14 protein-coding genes and 1 other RNA gene are annotated in these 16,832 nt (G+C 49.9%); 7 read left to right on the top strand and 8 right to left on the bottom strand.

The window, feature by feature from the left end; translation table 11 throughout:
* Positions 1 to 11: 11 nt before the first annotated feature.
* Positions 12 to 1,589: a replicative DNA helicase gene (dnaB, locus tag K384_RS05440; RefSeq protein WP_157630068.1), complete on the bottom strand. Its 1,578-nt coding sequence runs from the start codon at positions 1,587 to 1,589 to the stop codon at positions 12 to 14.
* A gap of 321 nt (positions 1,590 to 1,910) precedes the next feature.
* The gene (locus tag K384_RS05430; protein WP_051633147.1) at positions 1,911 to 3,353 is read right to left on the bottom strand and encodes a DUF389 domain-containing protein; all 1,443 of its coding nucleotides are present in this window, start codon (positions 3,351 to 3,353) and stop codon (positions 1,911 to 1,913) included.
* 67 nt (positions 3,354 to 3,420) lie between these two features.
* On the opposite strand from K384_RS05430, the gene K384_RS05425 reads away from it, so the two are divergent.
* Together K384_RS05425 and K384_RS05420 are read left to right on the top strand one after the other, a co-directional pair.
* Complete coding sequence (locus tag K384_RS05425) at positions 3,421 to 4,677, top strand: MATE family efflux transporter (RefSeq protein ID WP_038030182.1); 1,257 nt, start codon at positions 3,421 to 3,423, stop codon at positions 4,675 to 4,677.
* On the top strand, positions 4,662 to 5,675 hold the full coding sequence (locus K384_RS05420; RefSeq protein ID WP_051633146.1) for a glycosyltransferase family 2 protein: 1,014 nt from the start codon (positions 4,662 to 4,664) through the stop codon (positions 5,673 to 5,675). Before K384_RS05425 ends, K384_RS05420 begins: the two co-directional genes overlap by 16 nt.
* Here K384_RS05420 and K384_RS05415 read toward each other — a convergent pair.
* Both K384_RS05415 and K384_RS05410 read right to left on the bottom strand, forming a co-directional pair.
* Positions 5,655 to 5,873: a hypothetical protein gene (locus K384_RS05415; RefSeq protein ID WP_038030180.1), complete on the bottom strand. Its 219-nt coding sequence runs from the start codon at positions 5,871 to 5,873 to the stop codon at positions 5,655 to 5,657. The two genes, K384_RS05420 and K384_RS05415, sit on opposite strands and share 21 nt — an antisense overlap.
* A 98-nt stretch (positions 5,874 to 5,971) precedes the next feature.
* Complete coding sequence (locus K384_RS05410; RefSeq protein WP_157630067.1) at positions 5,972 to 7,387, bottom strand: hypothetical protein; 1,416 nt, start codon at positions 7,385 to 7,387, stop codon at positions 5,972 to 5,974.
* A 141-nt stretch (positions 7,388 to 7,528) separates the two neighbouring features.
* On the opposite strand from K384_RS05410, the gene rbfA reads away from it, so the two are divergent.
* The 3 genes from rbfA to rnpB all read left to right on the top strand — a co-directional run bounded on the left by rbfA (position 7,529) and on the right by rnpB (position 9,235).
* Positions 7,529 to 7,951: a 30S ribosome-binding factor RbfA gene (gene rbfA, locus K384_RS05405; protein WP_051633145.1), complete on the top strand. Its 423-nt coding sequence runs from the start codon at positions 7,529 to 7,531 to the stop codon at positions 7,949 to 7,951.
* Positions 7,952 to 7,954: 3 nt separating this feature from the next.
* Positions 7,955 to 8,758, top strand: a complete 804-nt coding sequence (locus K384_RS05400) for a class I SAM-dependent methyltransferase (protein WP_038030177.1) — start codon at positions 7,955 to 7,957, stop codon at positions 8,756 to 8,758.
* Between the two features lie 58 nt (positions 8,759 to 8,816).
* An RNA gene (gene rnpB / locus K384_RS13575) (RNase P RNA component class A) lies at positions 8,817 to 9,235 on the top strand.
* A 2-nt stretch (positions 9,236 to 9,237) separates the two neighbouring features.
* On the opposite strand, the gene K384_RS05395 is transcribed toward rnpB, so the two are convergent.
* From K384_RS05395 to K384_RS05380, 4 genes are all read right to left on the bottom strand, one after another.
* Positions 9,238 to 9,642, bottom strand: coding sequence for an OsmC family protein (locus K384_RS05395; RefSeq protein WP_051633144.1), 405 nt, complete (start codon positions 9,640 to 9,642; stop codon positions 9,238 to 9,240).
* Entirely contained in the window at positions 9,635 to 10,711 is a 1,077-nt protein-coding gene (gene aroB / locus K384_RS05390) for a 3-dehydroquinate synthase (protein ID WP_051633143.1), read from the bottom strand. Before aroB ends, K384_RS05395 begins: the two co-directional genes overlap by 8 nt.
* On the bottom strand, positions 10,708 to 11,820 hold the full coding sequence (locus K384_RS05385) for a bifunctional 3-deoxy-7-phosphoheptulonate synthase/chorismate mutase type II (RefSeq protein ID WP_038030176.1): 1,113 nt from the start codon (positions 11,818 to 11,820) through the stop codon (positions 10,708 to 10,710). Before K384_RS05385 ends, aroB begins: the two co-directional genes overlap by 4 nt.
* Before the next feature lie 91 nt (positions 11,821 to 11,911).
* Positions 11,912 to 13,387, bottom strand: coding sequence for a nicotinate phosphoribosyltransferase (locus K384_RS05380; RefSeq protein ID WP_038030175.1), 1,476 nt, complete (start codon positions 13,385 to 13,387; stop codon positions 11,912 to 11,914).
* Between the two features lie 83 nt (positions 13,388 to 13,470).
* Here K384_RS05380 and K384_RS05375 point away from each other — a divergent pair, with 83 nt between their 5' ends.
* Positions 13,471 to 16,068 (top strand): PAS domain S-box protein, encoded by a 2,598-nt coding sequence (locus K384_RS05375; protein WP_157630066.1) that lies wholly within the window; start codon positions 13,471 to 13,473, stop codon positions 16,066 to 16,068.
* A 51-nt stretch (positions 16,069 to 16,119) separates the two neighbouring features.
* Entirely contained in the window at positions 16,120 to 16,785 is a 666-nt protein-coding gene (upp, locus tag K384_RS05370) for a uracil phosphoribosyltransferase (RefSeq protein ID WP_038030173.1), read from the top strand.
* Positions 16,786 to 16,832: the final 47 nt, after the last annotated feature.

Genomic DNA, 16,832 nt, shown 5'->3' with positions numbered 1-16,832 from the left:
CTAAGGCTCGTTTAAAAAGGTGGCAGGTCATCAAAAGGATCTTCTGCCGGCGGGGTGCCGTTGCCGGGGGGCAGTTCGTTGTCCAAATCTTCATTCAGGCGGCTTTGTACGCGTATGGTCTGCGTGTGGTGTGGAAGCGGATGCACATGCTCGGTAAAAGCCGGCTCGTGGTCAAAAGCCCCCATGTTGAAGTTGTCCAGATTGGTAAACTTCGTGAATTCGTTGATATAACGCAAACGCACGGTACCTAAAGCACCGTTCCGGTGTTTGGCAATGATTACTTCGCCAATGCCGGCCGTGGGGTTGCCTTCTTCGTCTTCGGTCAGGCCGTAGTATTCGGGGCGGTAAAGGAACAGCACCAAGTCGGCGTCTTGTTCGATGGAGCCCGATTCGCGCAGGTCGGAGAGTTGCGGGCGCTTGTCGCCGCCACGTTGCTCTACGGCACGCGATAACTGCGAAAGGGCTATGACCGGGATATCCAGCTCCTTGGCTATGTTTTTCAAAGAGCGGGAAATATAGGCTATCTCTTGTTCGCGGTTGCCTTTATTGCCTTGTTCGCCCCCGCTCATCAACTGCAGGTAGTCCACGGCAATGAGCTGTATGTCATGCTGTGCTTTCAGGCGGCGCGCTTTGGCACGCAGTTCCAACACAGACAGGGCGGGCGTGTCGTCAATAAATATTTTTGATTGCTCCAGCTTGGCAATACGCTGGTGCATGCGGCTCCATTCGGCTTCGCTCAGCTTGCCTTGCTTGAGTTGCGTGCTGCTGATTTCGGCTTCGGCGGCAATCAAACGGTTGATGAGCTGCACCGCAGACATCTCCAAAGAGAACACGGCTACCGGCATGTTGAAGTCAACGGCTGCGTTGCGCAGTGCCGAAAGAATGAAAGCCGTTTTACCCATACCCGGCCGTGCGGCGATAATAATCAAGTCGGATTTTTGCCAACCGGCCGTGTAGCGGTCTAGCTCGGTAAAGCCCGTAGGCACCCCGGTGAGCCCGTCGCTCATGTCTTTTTTATTGGCAAGTTCGCGCAGCGACTGCTGAATGACACTTTGTATGTCGAGATAATTGCGCCGGATATTTTTCTCAGATACCTTAAAGAAAGAGTGTTCGGCGTGGTCCAGCAGCTCAAATACGTCGGTTTTATTTTCCAAAGCCTTTTGTTGGATTTCTTCCGAAATGCGAATCAGGTCGCGTTTCAGGGCATATTCGCTAAGTATGCGGGCGTGGTACTCGAGGTTGGCTGCCGAGTTGACTTTGGTGGTTAGTTCGCCCAAATAGAGGGGCCCGCCCACCATTTCCAACTTGCCTGCTTTGCGCAGGGCATCGGTTACGGCTATGATGTCAATGGGATGCCCTTCTTTGAAGAGCTGCTCTATGGCACGGTATATCTCTTGGTGTTGGGGGCGATAAAAGCTGTCGGGACTTAATATGTCGGCTACATCAACAATGGCATCTTTTTCGAATAAAAGAGCACCCAGCACTGCTTCTTCCACTTCTATAGCTTGCGGCAGTGATTGTATGCGCTCTTTTTGAATCGTTTTGTAGGCTTCTTTGTCTTTTTTGGAGTTCATAGGGGAATGTGCCATAGCCGGTGTGAGAGAAGTTTTTTAATTACGCTATTTGAAAGAAAAGGTTTTTATGCAAAGATACGAAATCGAGCAGCTTACGAAAGTGTAAAGCCATTGCATTTGTGGCATGGGCGTTTTCGCCTGAAAAAATAAAAGGAAAGGCTTGTCTTCCCTCAGGGAGTATGCCGTGGTGTGGTGGTCGTTTTTCAGTAGCAGCAGAGCGCCCGCACTTTTTTCTTGTAAATGGAAGATGAACAAAAAACCTACAATGAGCAAACAAAAAAGGCAGCATGCCCGTAAGGCCGCCGCCTGAAACAAACAAATGCACCGGATGGGCTGTCAATAATGAACCACCCGTACGGTATCGAATTGAAAACGGGTTTTTGCCCATTTGAGCAATCTTTGCTCTTGTTCTTTTTGTTTTGAGCGTGGTATGTTTTTGGTCCAGCGAAGGAAAAGCGTAGGGAGTGTGTCTTTTTTGCCTTCGGGCAAGACTTCTACCACTTCGGCAATGCTCAGGGCACTTAATCCTTCATATTGGGCATAGGCTTCTTGTGCGAAGCGTTCTCTTTCGAGGCTGCTTTGCTGCTGCATTTGTGCCAGGCGCTGCAGGCTGTCGATAACGGCCTGTTTGTGGCGCAGCTCCTCCTCTGTTTTGGTCAGCATTTCTTGCATCAGCTGTTCTTTGAGCTGGTTGGTTACTTCGCCCGTCAGGCGGCTTTCTATTTGGGATAACTCCGAGAAGGTGATGCCGCCTTCTTGGTGCAAGACGAGCTCTGTGTTCTGTAGTCCATAGTCGTCCAGCTCACGTTTCAGAATTTCGTATTTAATGGAATCCACTTGCTTGCCCAACAGATACACATGCAGGCGGTGTAGTTTGTTTTTCTTGTCGTATTCTATCTTGTTGGATATGACCTCTATGCCTTCGTTTTTTTGTAAGGCATCTATAAACTTGTTGACATTGGTTTCATAAATGGTTTTCTGAACGACGCCCCAGAAAAGCCATCCGCTGGGCAACACAATCAACAACACGGCTACCAGCATGTAGCGTTGCAGGCGTTTGGCTTGTGCTTCGTCGGGCACTTCTGCATAAGGGAAGCGCAAGTAGCGCACTATCAGGTAGGTAGCCAGGGCAATGAATACACAGTTTAACACGAAAAGATAAGAAGCGCCAAAGAAGAAGTTCCACTTCATATGGGCCAGCCCATAACCGGCTGTGCAGAGCGGAGGCATCAGGGCAGTGGCAATGGCAACACCCGGAATCACATTGCCTTTTTCTGTGCGCGTGGCTCCGATGATGCCCGCCAGCCCACCAAAGAAAGCAATGCCTACATCCAAGATGGTAGGTTGGGTGCGGGCAACCAGTTCGGTTTGCTCGGTGTCGATAGGCGTGATTAAGAAGTAAAGGGTGGCGGTGACCAAACTGACTCCCACCATCACTATGAAGTTGCGCACGGCTTTTTTCAGCATGGCAAAGTCATTGGTGCCTATGGCCATGCCTGCCCCTACGATAGGTCCCATCAAGGGGGAAATCAACATGGCACCGATGATGACCGCCGTAGAGTTGGTATTCAGCCCGATGGAAGCAATAAAAATAGAGCAAATAAGAATCCACACCCGGTAGCCGCTGAAGTAAATATCTTTGGATATGGCTTTGGCGCTGCTTTCCATGTCGAAGTCTTCTCTAAGCGAGAAACGTTGTTGCAAGAGTTGCAGCAATGCCTGTTTTATTTGTTGCCATAAAGATGGTTTGGAGGTGGGGGTTTCGTTTCCCTGTTCCATAGTCTTTGTGTTTGGCGGCTTTGTGTATATTTGAACAAACCTACTTAAAAAAGCTTAATTGGAAGGCATGAAAGTAAATCAAAGTTCACCGGCAGTAGTATCGTCAAGCTACCGCTATTTTTGGATTTTGCTTGCGTTGGGGGCAAAAATTATTTTCAATTTTTTGATATCGAAACAAATAGCCATCACCTTCGGCGAAGAAGGCATCACCGTATTGATGCATTTCTTGAACTTCGTGGCGCTTTTGTCTTTTTTGCCTGTTGAAGGGGTACACCGGGCGTGGCTGAGTATTGCCGGCAAAAAGCCGGAGCTACTGAACACAGAGCTGTGGTTGGCAGCACATTTTTGGGATGTGGCTCTTTTTCTGGTGGTGATTGCCATTCCCACACTCTTTTTGCAGCATTTTCTCAATTTGTTCAACTTCGACGCGCAGCAGTACTTCGGCATTTTGGCATCGATACTGGCCTACATTCTGTTGCAGCTTTTTTTACAATACTTCCTGTGGGCAAAGTCATACGTATGGTATGGAATTGCCAACGTACTGTTATCGGGGTGTAGTTTCCTGGCTGTTTATTGGGCAAGCCGCTTCGGCGAGCTTTCTTTTGTGCTGACCGCCCTGGCTGTAAGTTACTGGTTGCCGTTATTGGTGGTGCTGCTTGTGGCTGTGCCTGCTTTTCCGCCCTTGCAAAAAAAATGGTGGTTGGCATTGTATGAAGAGTATGCCATCTTTTGGCAGTTTATACTGCTGGCGCTGGTAGGCATGTTGCTCGATAAGCTGCTTTCGTTTGAAGTGCGCCTGTGGGCAGTCAATACCTTCGGTATGCTTGATACGGGCTATTGGCAGGCATTGGTGCGCATGTCGGAATTGTTGATAGGTATGTTGTTGGCATTCTTGGCAGCTGCTTACTATCCGGTGGCCTGTGAAATGCCCGATGGAAAGACAGCGTGGGCTTATACCGTGCGCCAGCTGCGGGTGGCAGCCCCCGTGCTTTTGGCTATGGTCGTGCTGCTGTGGTGGAGCCGGTCGTGGTGGCTTGGTTTGTTGTATGACGAGCCCTTTGTGCGTGCTGCTGCATGGGCTCACTGGCAGCTGACAGGTGACTTTTTCCGCATGTTGAGCTGCTGGGGCGCTTTGCTGCTGCTGGCAAGGCAAGCATTGGTGGCCTATTTGGTGATGCAGTTGTTTTCGGTTGTGGTTTATTTGTTATCTTTAGCTTCGCTGTATCAGCTGTATGCAGTAGCAGCATTGCCCATGGCATATGCTATTGAGCATGTGGCATATGCAGTGGTTCTTTATGCTTATGTCTTATGGAAGCGCCCTTAGTTTCGGTCATTGCTTTGTGTCATAATCATGCGCCTTACTTGGAACAAGCCCTGTGGTCGGTGGTGGGGCAGACTCACCCCTGTGTGGAATTACTGATTGTAGATGACGCCAGCCACGATGCTTCCAAGGTGCGCATCATTGAGTGGATGGAAGAATACTACCATGAGTGCGCAAGACAAGGCAGTAAACCAAGGGCAATTCGAACTTTCTTTTTTGAGGAAAAACAAGGCAACTGCCGGGCATTCAATCATGCTTTGCGATGGGCAAAGGGGAAGTATGTTATCGATTTTTCTACAGATGATGTGTTGTTGAACACGCACATAGAAGCGCATGTGCGAGTGCTGGAGCAGCACCCCCAAGCCGGTGTGAGCTTTTCCAATGCTTGGTATATAGACGAGCAAGGCAAAGTGTTGGGCACGCACTACCCGGTAGATGCTGCCGAGCATGCCAAGGTGCAGGTGCCTTCCGGCAATGTCAAAGCAGCCATTTTGCACAGTGCCTTTATTTGCACGCCTACCATGGTCATGCGTTCGGCTTTGCTGCACCGTTTGCAAGGCTATGATGAAACACTTAGTTATGAAGATTTTGACTTCTGGGTACGGGCGGCCTCCTGTACCTCTTTTTTGTTTGTAGATGCCTGTACGGTCATGAAGCGGCAACTACGCACTTCGCACAGCAGTGGTTTCTATGCACCACCGCCCAATGCCCATTTGCGCAGCACCTTGCAGGTGACTTACAAAGCGCTGAGTTTGTGCCAAACCGAAGAAGAATACCGGGCACTGGCACGGCGCACCTTTTATCATTGGCGCCTGGCTACGTATGTAGGCGACAAAAAAGCAGCGCAAGGCTTCGAACAAGTCTTGCGCTTTCCTGCCTTGCGCAGGCATTTGTCTCCCTTTGCCCGGATAATAGGCAAGCTGCTTTCTTTAGGGTATTGGCGGCCCGCATACCTGCTTTACCGGCGTTGCTGCGATTGGTTACTGCGCCGATTGCGATGAGGATGATTGCGGCATATCTTCATCGCCTAAGACGCCAGCCAGTACAATAAAGTAAATGGACACAAACACCAGTGCACCTAAGGTGAGCTCACCGGCATAGTCAGCACCCAGCACAAAGAAGAGTACCAAAAAGATAGTCAAAACAAGCATGAGCACCAGCGAGCTGACAAAGAGGCGGTATTTGGCTTTCTGATTCATGGTAGTTGTGCTTTTAGGATTTACGATACTCAAAGCTATGGGATTTGTCCGCCTCACCCAATGACCGGTGTCATTGAACAACAAGGCATTGACTGAGCTCAGTCAGCAGTTCGAAAAGGCGGGACCCCGTTTGCTTTGGGTGTGTACCGGTACACATGGGGCAAGCGTGTGGGGCGATAGTGCGCTCCTAACAGAGGAATTTGCCGGCTTATTTCTTCCCAGCGCTGCATGCTGTCGATAATAAAGGCAGGGGGCGATTGTAAAATGGTTTGCGCAAGGTATTCACAAGCCCCATAATGGTTCAGTTGGTCCAGGTAGCGCCGGCTTAGCTTATAATCGAAGAAAGGTGTAGCGCTCCGGTATTGCCGGTACCATTCATAATCGTAACCAATGACCCACACACGTGCCGAAGCGCCGGCCGCCGGTATCGTTGGCAAGGTTTTTTCCGGCTTGTTGGCGGTGCCGAAAAAGAGCAGACTGCCTCCCCAGCCAATGAGCAGCCAGGCACAAAGTTCTTGCATCCATTTCTTTTTGATTATCAACAGGTAGTGGGTGGCATAGAAGGCTACCACACTGAGCGGCAGGTAGAAATTGTACCACTGTTTAAAATCACCGAACCAGAAGAGCAAGCCGGCTGCCGTGCCCAGCCAGAAAAGAGTCATTTGGGCGCGCACCTGATAGTTGATGAACTGCGGACTTTGCCAGGTGCCTACGAGAAAAATACCAAAAAGCACAAGAAGGGGGATGCCCCATAAAAACACGTTTTCTTCCAAAAAAACACTCCGTGCAGCCTGAAGCGCTTGCAACAACCAATGCGTGGCTACACTGTTAAAGTCGCCGGTCCAATAGAAAAAAAGAAGGACCAACAGCAGGGGCATGCCGGCCGTAAACACAAAGCTTAGTTGTTGTGTAGCATTGGCATTGGAATACAGGAAGTAAGCAAAAATGCAGGCTGCCAATAACCACCAATAGGGCAGGTGTATGAGCAAAACTATGCTCATGAAAAAGCCGGCTTCAAGCAGGTAGCTCTTCTGTGTGCCCTCGTCTATTTGACGAATGCTGTAATAAATCACCCACATAAGAGCAGGCATGGCCAGCAGCTCGGGACTGAGCACCAAAAAAGCCGGATGTGCATTAAAAAATACCGCCATGAAAAAGCCAACAAGCACATGCCGCTGATTGTAAAGGTGCAGCTGCATACACAGTGCGTTGAAGCGCAAAACAACCCACAGGCCAATGAGAGAAGCAGCAAGACGAAAAGCCAGCAAAGGAAAATCCCCCAGGAAAGACAACAGCCAGTAGCACATGGCCGACAGGGGCGACGTAGATACCCACAGGTCTCTGTAAAGCACATCGCCTTCCTGCAGCCTCCTGCCTATTTCTATAAAAGCAATCTCTTCGTTTAATGCTTGCGGGTGCTGCAGAAAAAGCAACAACCGGAGCGCAGCAAACAAAATGATGAGCAAAAGATAGTGCAGAACACTGTCGTTTTTAAGTAACCGAACGATTAGCAAGGCTGTTGTTGTTTTATATGCAAATGTTGCGGAAAATTAAGCTTTTTTATTGAAATAAAATTTGTCTTAACTTTGCAAGACTCAACAGCATAAAAGCCAAAAAAATAGCTTAGCTGTTTCAAAAAGAACGACTTAGACAAGATGAATACGAGAAGACAGCGCCGCGTGGCTCACCTCATTCAAGAGGAAATTGCGAATATCTTCCAAAGCGACACCAAAGGCGTCTTACCCAAAGCCCTCATTACCGTTACACATGCCGAAGTAACTGCCGACCTTTCAATTGCCAAAATCTATCTGAGCATTTACGCTACTCAGGACAAGCAAAGTGTTTTAGCCGATATTCAAGAACAAGCCAAATGGATACGCCACCAGCTGGCTTTGCGTATTGGCAAGCAAATACGCATTATGCCCGAGTTGCGCTTCCTTTTGGACGACACCTTGGAGCAGGCCGAAAAAATAGAAAAGCTTTTAAAAGACATTGAAATTCCCCCGGAAGACAAAGACTATGGCTTAGATGCCTATAAAAAGTTAGATGACCTGGACGGTCCGGACGAGGAGGAGTAAGTCATGCGCTACAATCCGGTAAAACAACAAATTAGCAACCACTTTCAACACCGCCCCATCTTACGAAAGCTGTTGTTTGCGCTGTTGCGCTTGCTGCTGCTGCGTGTGTGGTATGTGCGTCGTGCCATCCGCCAATGGGCGAAGCACCGCAAAGGAACCCCCCAACATATTTTGGATGCGGGCGCCGGCTTAGGACAGCACGCCTACTACCTGGCAAGCCGATGCAAAGAGTGGAACGTGTTGGCAGTGGACATCAACATAGCCGACATTTGCAAAAACAACCGGCTTTTCAAGTGCGAGAAGCACCCCAATCTGTATTTTAAAACTGCAGACCTGCTTACTTTCTCGCAACCCGATGCTTTTGACCTGATTTTGGCAATCGATATCCTCGAATATATTGAAAACGATGCCTTGGTGCTGCAAAACTTTTATACCTCTTTGCGCCATGAGGGCATGTTGTTGGTATATGTGCCTTCGCTGATGTCTTTACGGGAAGGAAAAGGCAACAAACCTTTTTGCGAAGAGCAGGTGCGTGCCGGGTACAGCAAGGAAGAACTATGCACTAAACTGAAAGCGGCCGGCTTCCGGCACATCAAAGCACGTTATGTGTATGCCAAAGCGGGAGTGTGGTCCTGGCGCCTGTCGGTCAAGTACCCCATGCAGTGGCTGAACCGCACAAAGAAAGCGGCTTTCTTACTGCCCTTCTACTACCTGTTGATTTATCCGCTGTGTGTAGTACTGAACTATATCGACATTTGGGGGGAACACAAAGAAGGGGAAGCTATTTTGGCTATGGCTTTCAAATGATGATGAAAATATGTGCACCCCTGGGAACTTTCATATTACCGGTGGGTGTTTCAAACACCGGGCAAGCTGGCTTACCGCTGCTTGGCGTAAGGCACAAGCAGAGGAAAGTCCGGGCGGCATAGAGCAGCGTACTTCCTAACGGGAAGGCTCCTGCCTCTCAAAGGGCAGGGGACAGACAGTGCCACAGAAAACAAACCGCCGATGGCGTCCGCATTAGCGGCGCACAGGCAAGGGTGAAAAGGTGGGGTAAGAGCCCACCGCTCCGGTGGTGACACGCGGAGGCACGGTAAACCTTACGCGCCGAAAGACCAAATAGGCCGGCAAGCACCTTCATATCATATGCGGTGCTAAGGGTGGCTCGCCCGACGCCGGCGGGTAGGTCGTTTGAGCTTGGCAGCAATGCCAAGCCCAGATAAATGGTAAGCGCCCTTCCGCAAAGGAAGGGAACAGAACCCGGCTTACAGGCTTGCCCGCTCCTTTTACAGGAGCTCGGTGTGAATGTCAATAGGATTGCTTAAGATGCGGTGCACCGGGCATTTGTTGGCTATTTCCAGTAAACGTTGGCGCTGCGCTGCATCCAAATGACCATGGAGCTGAATCAAGCGTTTGATATGCGTAATGGGAGGCGTTCCGGGCACTACTTCCAATGAAAGCTCCAACTCTACCGATTCCAAGTCGAATCCTTTCCGGTCGGCGTACATGCGCAAGGTAGCTGCTGTGCAGCTGGCTAAAGCGGCAAGTATGTATTCGTCGGGGGCAGGCCCACTGTCGGCACCACCGGCTTCCAAAGGCTCATCGGCCAAAAATGAATGCTGACGCGCTTGCAGCTTTACCCGGTAGTGTTCGCGCCCGATGGAGGCTTTTAGGGTTGTTTTTTTACTCATGGTTGCCATGTATTTGAACGGGAACATTGATTTGTAGCAAAGCCTGTTCTATCTCTTCTTTCGATACCGCTTCGTTGATACGCACCTTTCCTATGTCCCCCAATAGTGTGCAAAGGATTTTGCCGCCTTCGTTTTTTTTGTCTTGCACACAAAGAGTGGCAATTGCTTTCATATCTTCCTTATTGAGCGTAACGGCGGGGTAGTGGGCATCAATCAGCGCAGCTATTTGCCGGTACTCGCCGGGCTGAATATAGCCCCTTTGAAGGCTGATATACGCTTCTGCCTTTATACCTAAGGCTACCGCTTCGCCATGCAGCAGTGCCTGCCGGCTTTGCAAGAAGTAGCTTTCCAGTGCATGCCCTATGGTATGCCCGAAGTTCAGTGCTTTGCGTAATCCTTTTTCGTGTGGGTCGGCTGCCACAATGCCGGCCTTGATACCAAGCGAACGCGCGATGGTGGCCGGGTGAATGGGCAAGCTATCGGCTTGCAGCAGCTCCTGCCATCCCGCTTCGTCGGCAATCAACAGATGTTTGATGTGCTCGGCAAAGCCGGCAGTGATTTCCCTTGAAGGAAGGGTCTGCAAGAAAACGGTGCCTATGAACACAGCCAAAGGGTCCTGAAATACTCCAATATGGTTTTTCAAGCCCATGAAATCAACACCCAACTTCCCCCCAATGCTGGCATCCAGCTGTGACAACAGGGTAGTGGGGCAGTGAATAAAACGAATGCCCCGTTTGTAAGTAGCAGCACAAAAGCCGCCCATATCACACAAAACACCGCCGCCCAAGTTTATAAGCAAGGCAGAGCGATCGGCGGCATGGGCAGTCAGTTGTTCCCATATTTGCCGGCAGGTATCGAGTGTTTTGTGTGCTTCGCCCGCCGGAATGCTTATCAAATGGTGGGCAGGTAAACTTGCCTGCAAAAGGGGGTAGCAGTGCTGTTGCGTGTGCGTGTCGCAAAGCACAAATAACTGTGAATAGTGCTGCCGGCTTAAAAAAAGCGACAGGCTGTCGGCGATGTTGCCCTCCACAACAATTGGGTAAGCAGGAGGCAAATTCAGCGGGTTCATCCTTGTGTTTGGTCTTTGGGCTGCGCCTGATTTTGCATTACCTCGGTCTGTATGCGGATAGACTCCACATGAATCAGCTTATATATTTCAGCTATCAGCTCGGCATTCAGGGCGTGTTGTTGTGCCCATTCCGAGCGGGTGCGAAATACCTGGTTCCAGCGCTCAAGCTGGAAAATGGTAATGCCTTTCTCTTTTTTGTACTCGCCAATTTGCTCTACGATATTCATGCGTTTGGCAAGCAGCTCCACAATTTCGTGGTCTATATTGTCGATTTTTTGGCGTAAGGTATCCAAAATATTGGCATCCAATGGGTCTTCTATGTTGGGGTGGCGCAACTCAAGCCGCTGCAGCATCTCGCCTAAGGCTTCGGGGGTGATTTGCTGGGCTGCATCGCTCCAAGCTTCTTGCGGGTTGCGGTGCACCTCAATCATGATGCCCTCATAGTTCAGGTCCAAAGCCTTTTGCACAATACGCAAGAGCAGGTCGCGCCGCCCGGCTATGTGGCTCGGGTCACAAATGAGCGGCATGTTGGGCAGCAGGCGCTTCAGCTCAATGGGGATTTGCCACATGGGCGGGTTCCGGTATTTGCTTTCTTCATAAGTAGAAAAGCCACGATGGATGACGGCCATCTTGCGAATGCCTGCTTGATGCAAGCGCTCGATGGCGCCCAACCATAGTTTTAAATCGGGGTTTACGGGGTTTTTTATCATCACCGGCACATCGACGCCACGCAGGGCGTCGGCTATATCCTGCACATTGAAAGGGTTAACGGTGGTGCGTGCCCCTATCCACAAAACATCTACCTCATGCTTGAGGGCAAGTTCTATATGCTGCGGCGAAGCCACCTCTATACAAAAAGGCAAACCGGTTGTTTGTTTTACAGCTTGCACCCAAGGCAAGGCTTTGGCGCCGTGCCCTTCAAAAGAGCCCGGACGGGTACGCGGCTTCCATATGCCTGCCCGCAAGGCATGCACGCCCGTCTCTTTTAGTTTCAGGCAGGTTTCAAGAAGTTGCTCTTCTGTTTCGGCGCTACACGGTCCGGCAATCACCAGTGGGCTTTGGTGCGGTAGCCACGTTTGCAAATCGGCAATGTCAAGTTGTACACTCATAGCTGTGATTTCTTCGGTTTGAATTCCACAAAAGTACAGAAAGCAGCTTGCTTAATGAAATTAAACAAAGCAGGCATGCAGATGGTTCTGCCTATTGTGGACGCAGTTGCTCTATCAAGTCTTCGCGCAAACGGTACAATCCCTTTTCCAAACCGGCAGGGTAAAGGTGCGGGTTTACAAAACGTTTGATGCTGCTGTGCAGCTTGGACAGCTCTTCTTGCCGGTGTTGGCGAATGTCTTCCAAGCCGGGCAAGGGGTATATCAGTTGTCCCTTCTCGAAAACCGGCACCAGCAGTTCTTTATGCACAAAAGCTTCTGCCGAAAGGCGTTTGCGGCGAATGGGGTCTTGCGGGTCCACAATGGTGAAGCTGTTGCCTTCCGGCGGATTGAGTTCGTTGTAAATCATATCACCTACATAAAGCCCGCGCGAACTGTCATAAAAACGTCTGACTTGCAGCTTACCGGGCACCGATACCTTGATGCTTTGTTCCGATAATTTGATTTTATATTCCCACTCACCATTTTGCAGGCTTTTCAAAGCGGCTATTTTGTACACACCGCCGAGGGCCGGTTGGTCAAAGGCAGTTACCAGCTTGGTGCCTATGCCCCATATGTCGATACGGGCACCTTGCTGCTTGAGGCTTTCGACAATATGCTCGTCCAAGTCATTGCTGGCTACAATCTTGGTATTGTGAAAGCCTGCTTCATCCAATAGCTTACGTGCTTCGATGCTCAAGTAAGCCAAATCGCCGGAGTCAAGCCGTATGCCGGCCAGTTCGTATCCACGGGCACGCAACTGCTGCCCTACCCGGATGGCTTTTTTTACTCCTTCCAAGGTATTGTAGGTGTCGACCAGCAGGATACAGTTGTTGGGCATGGCTTGTGCATAAGCTTCAAATGCTTCTTCTTCGCTGTCGAAAGACATGACCCAGCTGTGGGCGTGTGTTCCCTTGACCGGAATGCCCAGCAACTTGCCTGCCAACACATTGGAAGTGCCGTCGCACCCGCCGATATAAGCAGCGCGTGAGGCAGAAAAGCCCCCGTCGATGCCTTGTGCCCGCCGCAAGCCAAATTCCAGGACGGGGTCCTGTTGGGCTGCCAAGCGTATGCGTGCCGCTTTAGTGGCTATAAGTGTTTGAAAATTCATGATATTGAGCAGGGGCGTTTCCAAAATTTGGCACTGCCACAAAGGACCTTGTATGCGCAACAAGGGCTCGTTGGGAAAGACCACGCTGCCTTCGGGCACTGCCATCACGTCGCACCGGAAACGGCTGTTTCGCAGGAAATCCAAAAAAGCCGTTTCGAACAGCGGTTTGCCGTCGTTGCCGCTAAGGCTGCTCAAATAACTCAGGTCTTCTTCCGTGAAAGAAAAATGCTGCAGATAGTCGATCGCATCTTCCAAACCACAAGCTACCGTAAAGCCGCCTTGAAAGGGGTGTTTTCGGAAATAGAGATGAAAAATCGCTTCTTGTTCTGCCTTACCGCTTTTCCAATAGCCATATGCCATGGTGATTTGATACAAATCGGTATGCAGGCTAAGCGATTCCTTATAAAGTCGTGTGTGCATGTGTGCTCTTTTTTTGAATGCAATAAATTGAAAATAATTATTATTTTTGAAATAAGTATGTGCAGTTTTTTCAAAGTATTTTTATGAAAGGCAAGGCGGTTCAGACTCAATTCCCTTCTATTATTCGCAGACGCATGTTCTATAGCACGGCAGCGGCTACTCTTTTGGTGATGTTTGCCGTATGGTCATCCTGGCTGTTGTGGCAAGACACAGAAGAAGAACATGCCTACATAGAAGAGGTGTTGTATCCTTCGCAACGATACTTGCTTTCGGTGAGTCAGTTGGTCGAACGCACCAACCAAGCCACTTTGTTTCGTATCTTGTTCGACGATGAAAAGTACGAGCTGGAGCACAACCGTCTGTGGAAATACGAGCTGCAGCCCTATATTGACAGCCTGCGTCATAAAGAGCAGCTTTGGCATAGCGTAGATGACCGCACCTTGCTTCAAGATGTGATTATCAGCCTGCAAAAGCTGCAAATCCAACAGCTGACTTTTATCAAGAAACACAAAATAGACAAAGCCTTTGAGAGTGAGCGTGAAATGTATGAGCAGGCAATAAGCGAAATACAGCAGGAAGCAAACACGCCCAGCCTGTTCGATGCCCCCTTGGCTACCGACTCGCTCACGGCGGCTGTGCCGCAGCAGGAAGATACGCTTACCGGCAGCCTGCCTGAAGAGGTCTCACCGGATTGGACCGAAGGCGGTTTGTTTGATGCCCCCTTAGAGACGGGCAGCCTTACCGGCAACAATCCCCTTCAGCAAGAGTTTGAAAGCAAAGTGGCACCTGTCAGTGACAAGGTGCAGGCAGAAATAGAGCGCTTATTGTTGAACTTTGACGGGCAAATGCGCCTGTCGCGCGATTTGATAGCGCGCAACCGCCTATTGATGCTCATCGAAGGCTTTGCCGTGCTTATCATTCTTTTTGTATTGATGTTGCTGGGAAGCCGTTGGGCTTATATGCGACTGTCTTCCGGTTTGCGCCGCCTGCATCATTTCTTTGGTGAATTGGCCCAAACCAATGTTCCGGAGTCTGTGCCTGTTTCACAAGATGAATTGGGAAAGCTATGTGTGGATGGCGGTCAGATACGGGAAAATATGCAAATCATCCGGCATTTTGCCGAAGAAGTGGCACAAGGACATTTGGAAGCAGAGCTGGAAGGCTTGCCCGATGGTGAGGTGGCTTCTTCTTTGAAAAAAATGCGTCAAGCATTGATTGAGGTGGCACAAGAAGAGCGCGACCGGAGCTGGATAACCGAAGGGCTGAATCTTTTCGCCGAAATTTTGCGCCATACCGATGACGTGCAAGCAATGTATGATGAGCTGATGCGCGAGCTGGTCGGCTATGTGGGGGCTCAGCAGGCTGCCCTTTTTGTCCTGAAAGCAGAAGAAGACGAAGAAGAAACACATTTGGCACTGACTGCCTTTTATGCTTTTGACCGCAAACGGTTGGTAAAAAAAGAAGTAGGCAAGGGCGAAGGTTTGGTGGGGCAATGCTGGGTGGAAGGTAATACCATTTATTTGCTCAAGGTGCCGGAACAGTATGTGGAAATTAGTGGTGGCATGGGCAGCGAAAAGCCGCGTTCGCTTTTGATTGTTCCCCTGAAAGCACGTGGACAAACGTTGGGCGTATTGGAGCTGGCTTCTTTTCATCCTTTTGGTGAAAAAGAGCGCCGTTTCATAGAAGAGCTGGCCAGCGATATTGGGTCCACGCTTCTGTCTCTCAAAAGTGCGGAGCAGACACGCCGTTTGCTTGAAGAGTCGCGCCTGATGACTGAACAAATGCGCCTGCAGGAAGAAGAGCTTCAAAATGAAATTGACCGTCTGGCAGGCGAAGTCAGAAAGCTTAAATACGAAAGCAAGGAGTACCGCAGTTTGCTGGATGCCATACGGGAAAAAGCCATCGTCATGGAGTTCGATAGCGCAGGCAATTTTATATATGTGAACGACCGTTTTTGTGAAGTGACAGGCTTCAGCAAAGAAGAGATATTGGGCAAATCACGCATGATGTATGCCCCGGCTGATGCCGATCCGGGCGAGTTCAACTTGCTGTGGTCGCAGTTGAGCAGTGGCATTTACCTGGAAAAAGAGCTTAAGCGTTCCAAAAAGGACGGAAGCCCTTTCTGGATGCGTGCGCAGCTCTTCCCTATTCATAATGACAAAGGGGAGTTCAAAAAAGTATTGTGTATTGCCACCGACATCACAGGTAAGGTGCAAAGTACACAACGCATGATGCGCTCGCAACAGGAGCTGAGCGCCAAGCAAGTGGCTTTTGAGCGTGCTTGCATCAGCATAGAAACAGACAAGCATTTTCATATTTTGGACATCAACGAATATACCTGTCGCTTGCTGGGCATTGAACGCGAGCAGGCATTACATGCCCATATTGATGAGTTGATTTTGGGACGCCTCGACTTCGAAGACCTCACCCGCCGCCTGGAACAGGACGAAGTAGTCACCGGCGATGTGTTGATGGCTGCCCAAGATTTTCAATATAAGTATGTGCGCTTAACAGCCGTGGCTGCGCGCAATATCAATCAAGAGATAGAGCATGTCTTTTTTATAGGCGTGGACCTGTCGGCCGATAAGCATCATGAAATAGACCTCGAGGGCAAGGTGGAAGCACTTGAGAAAAAAGTGTATCGTTTGGAAAGAAATATTGAAGAGCTCAAGCAGCTTTAGTAGCTTTGCACAGTCTTGCAGGCTTCTTGAATCGTTACAACCGTTTTAAGCATGTCGAAACTATTTGTATTGAGTGAACAAGCGTCCATTGCCCATCATTATTTAACCGACCTGCGCTCGGTAGAAAGGCAGAAGGACAGGCGCCTCTTCTGGGACAGTATGGAACGCTTAGGTTTTTTGCTGGCTTATGAATTATCCAAACAACTCAACTACGAACAAGCCACTGTCAAAACGCCCCTTGGCACCAAAGAGCATTACCGCTTGCCTGATGCGCCTGTTTTAGGCGTTATTTTAAGAGCAGCCATTCCGCTTTATGAAGGATTCCGCCGCATGTTTCCCGAAGCCGATACAGCTTTTGTGGGCGAGTACAGGAAAGAAGGTAGCGAAGCCGGTGGAGCAGAAGGCGTTGAGATTGAGCAATTCTATACTACTACGCCTGCCCTCGAGGGGCGTACACTCATTCTGATAGACCCTATGCTGGCAAGCGGAAAGTCTATTGTAACAGCCTACCGGGCGTTGGCGGCAAAAGGGGGCGAGCCTCAGGCACTACACATTGTATCGGTAATTGCGGCGCGTCAAGGTATAGAGTATGTACAGCAGCAGCTGCCTTCTGCCCGTTGTTGGGTAGCTGACATCGACCCCGCGCTCAATCAAAAAGCTTACATAGTACCGGGCTTGGGTGATGCCGGCGACTTGGCTTTTGGCGAGAAGCTGTAGGGCAAGTGTTGCAGGCGTGTGCTTGGTTTATGCTCCGGTGCCGGGTG

Source organism: Thermonema rossianum DSM 10300, from assembly GCF_000426825.1.
GTDB classification, from domain to species: domain Bacteria; phylum Bacteroidota; class Bacteroidia; order Cytophagales; family Thermonemataceae; genus Thermonema; species Thermonema rossianum.
The sequence above is the reverse complement of the archived record's forward strand: the minus strand, read 5'-3'. Positions and strand labels throughout refer to the sequence as shown.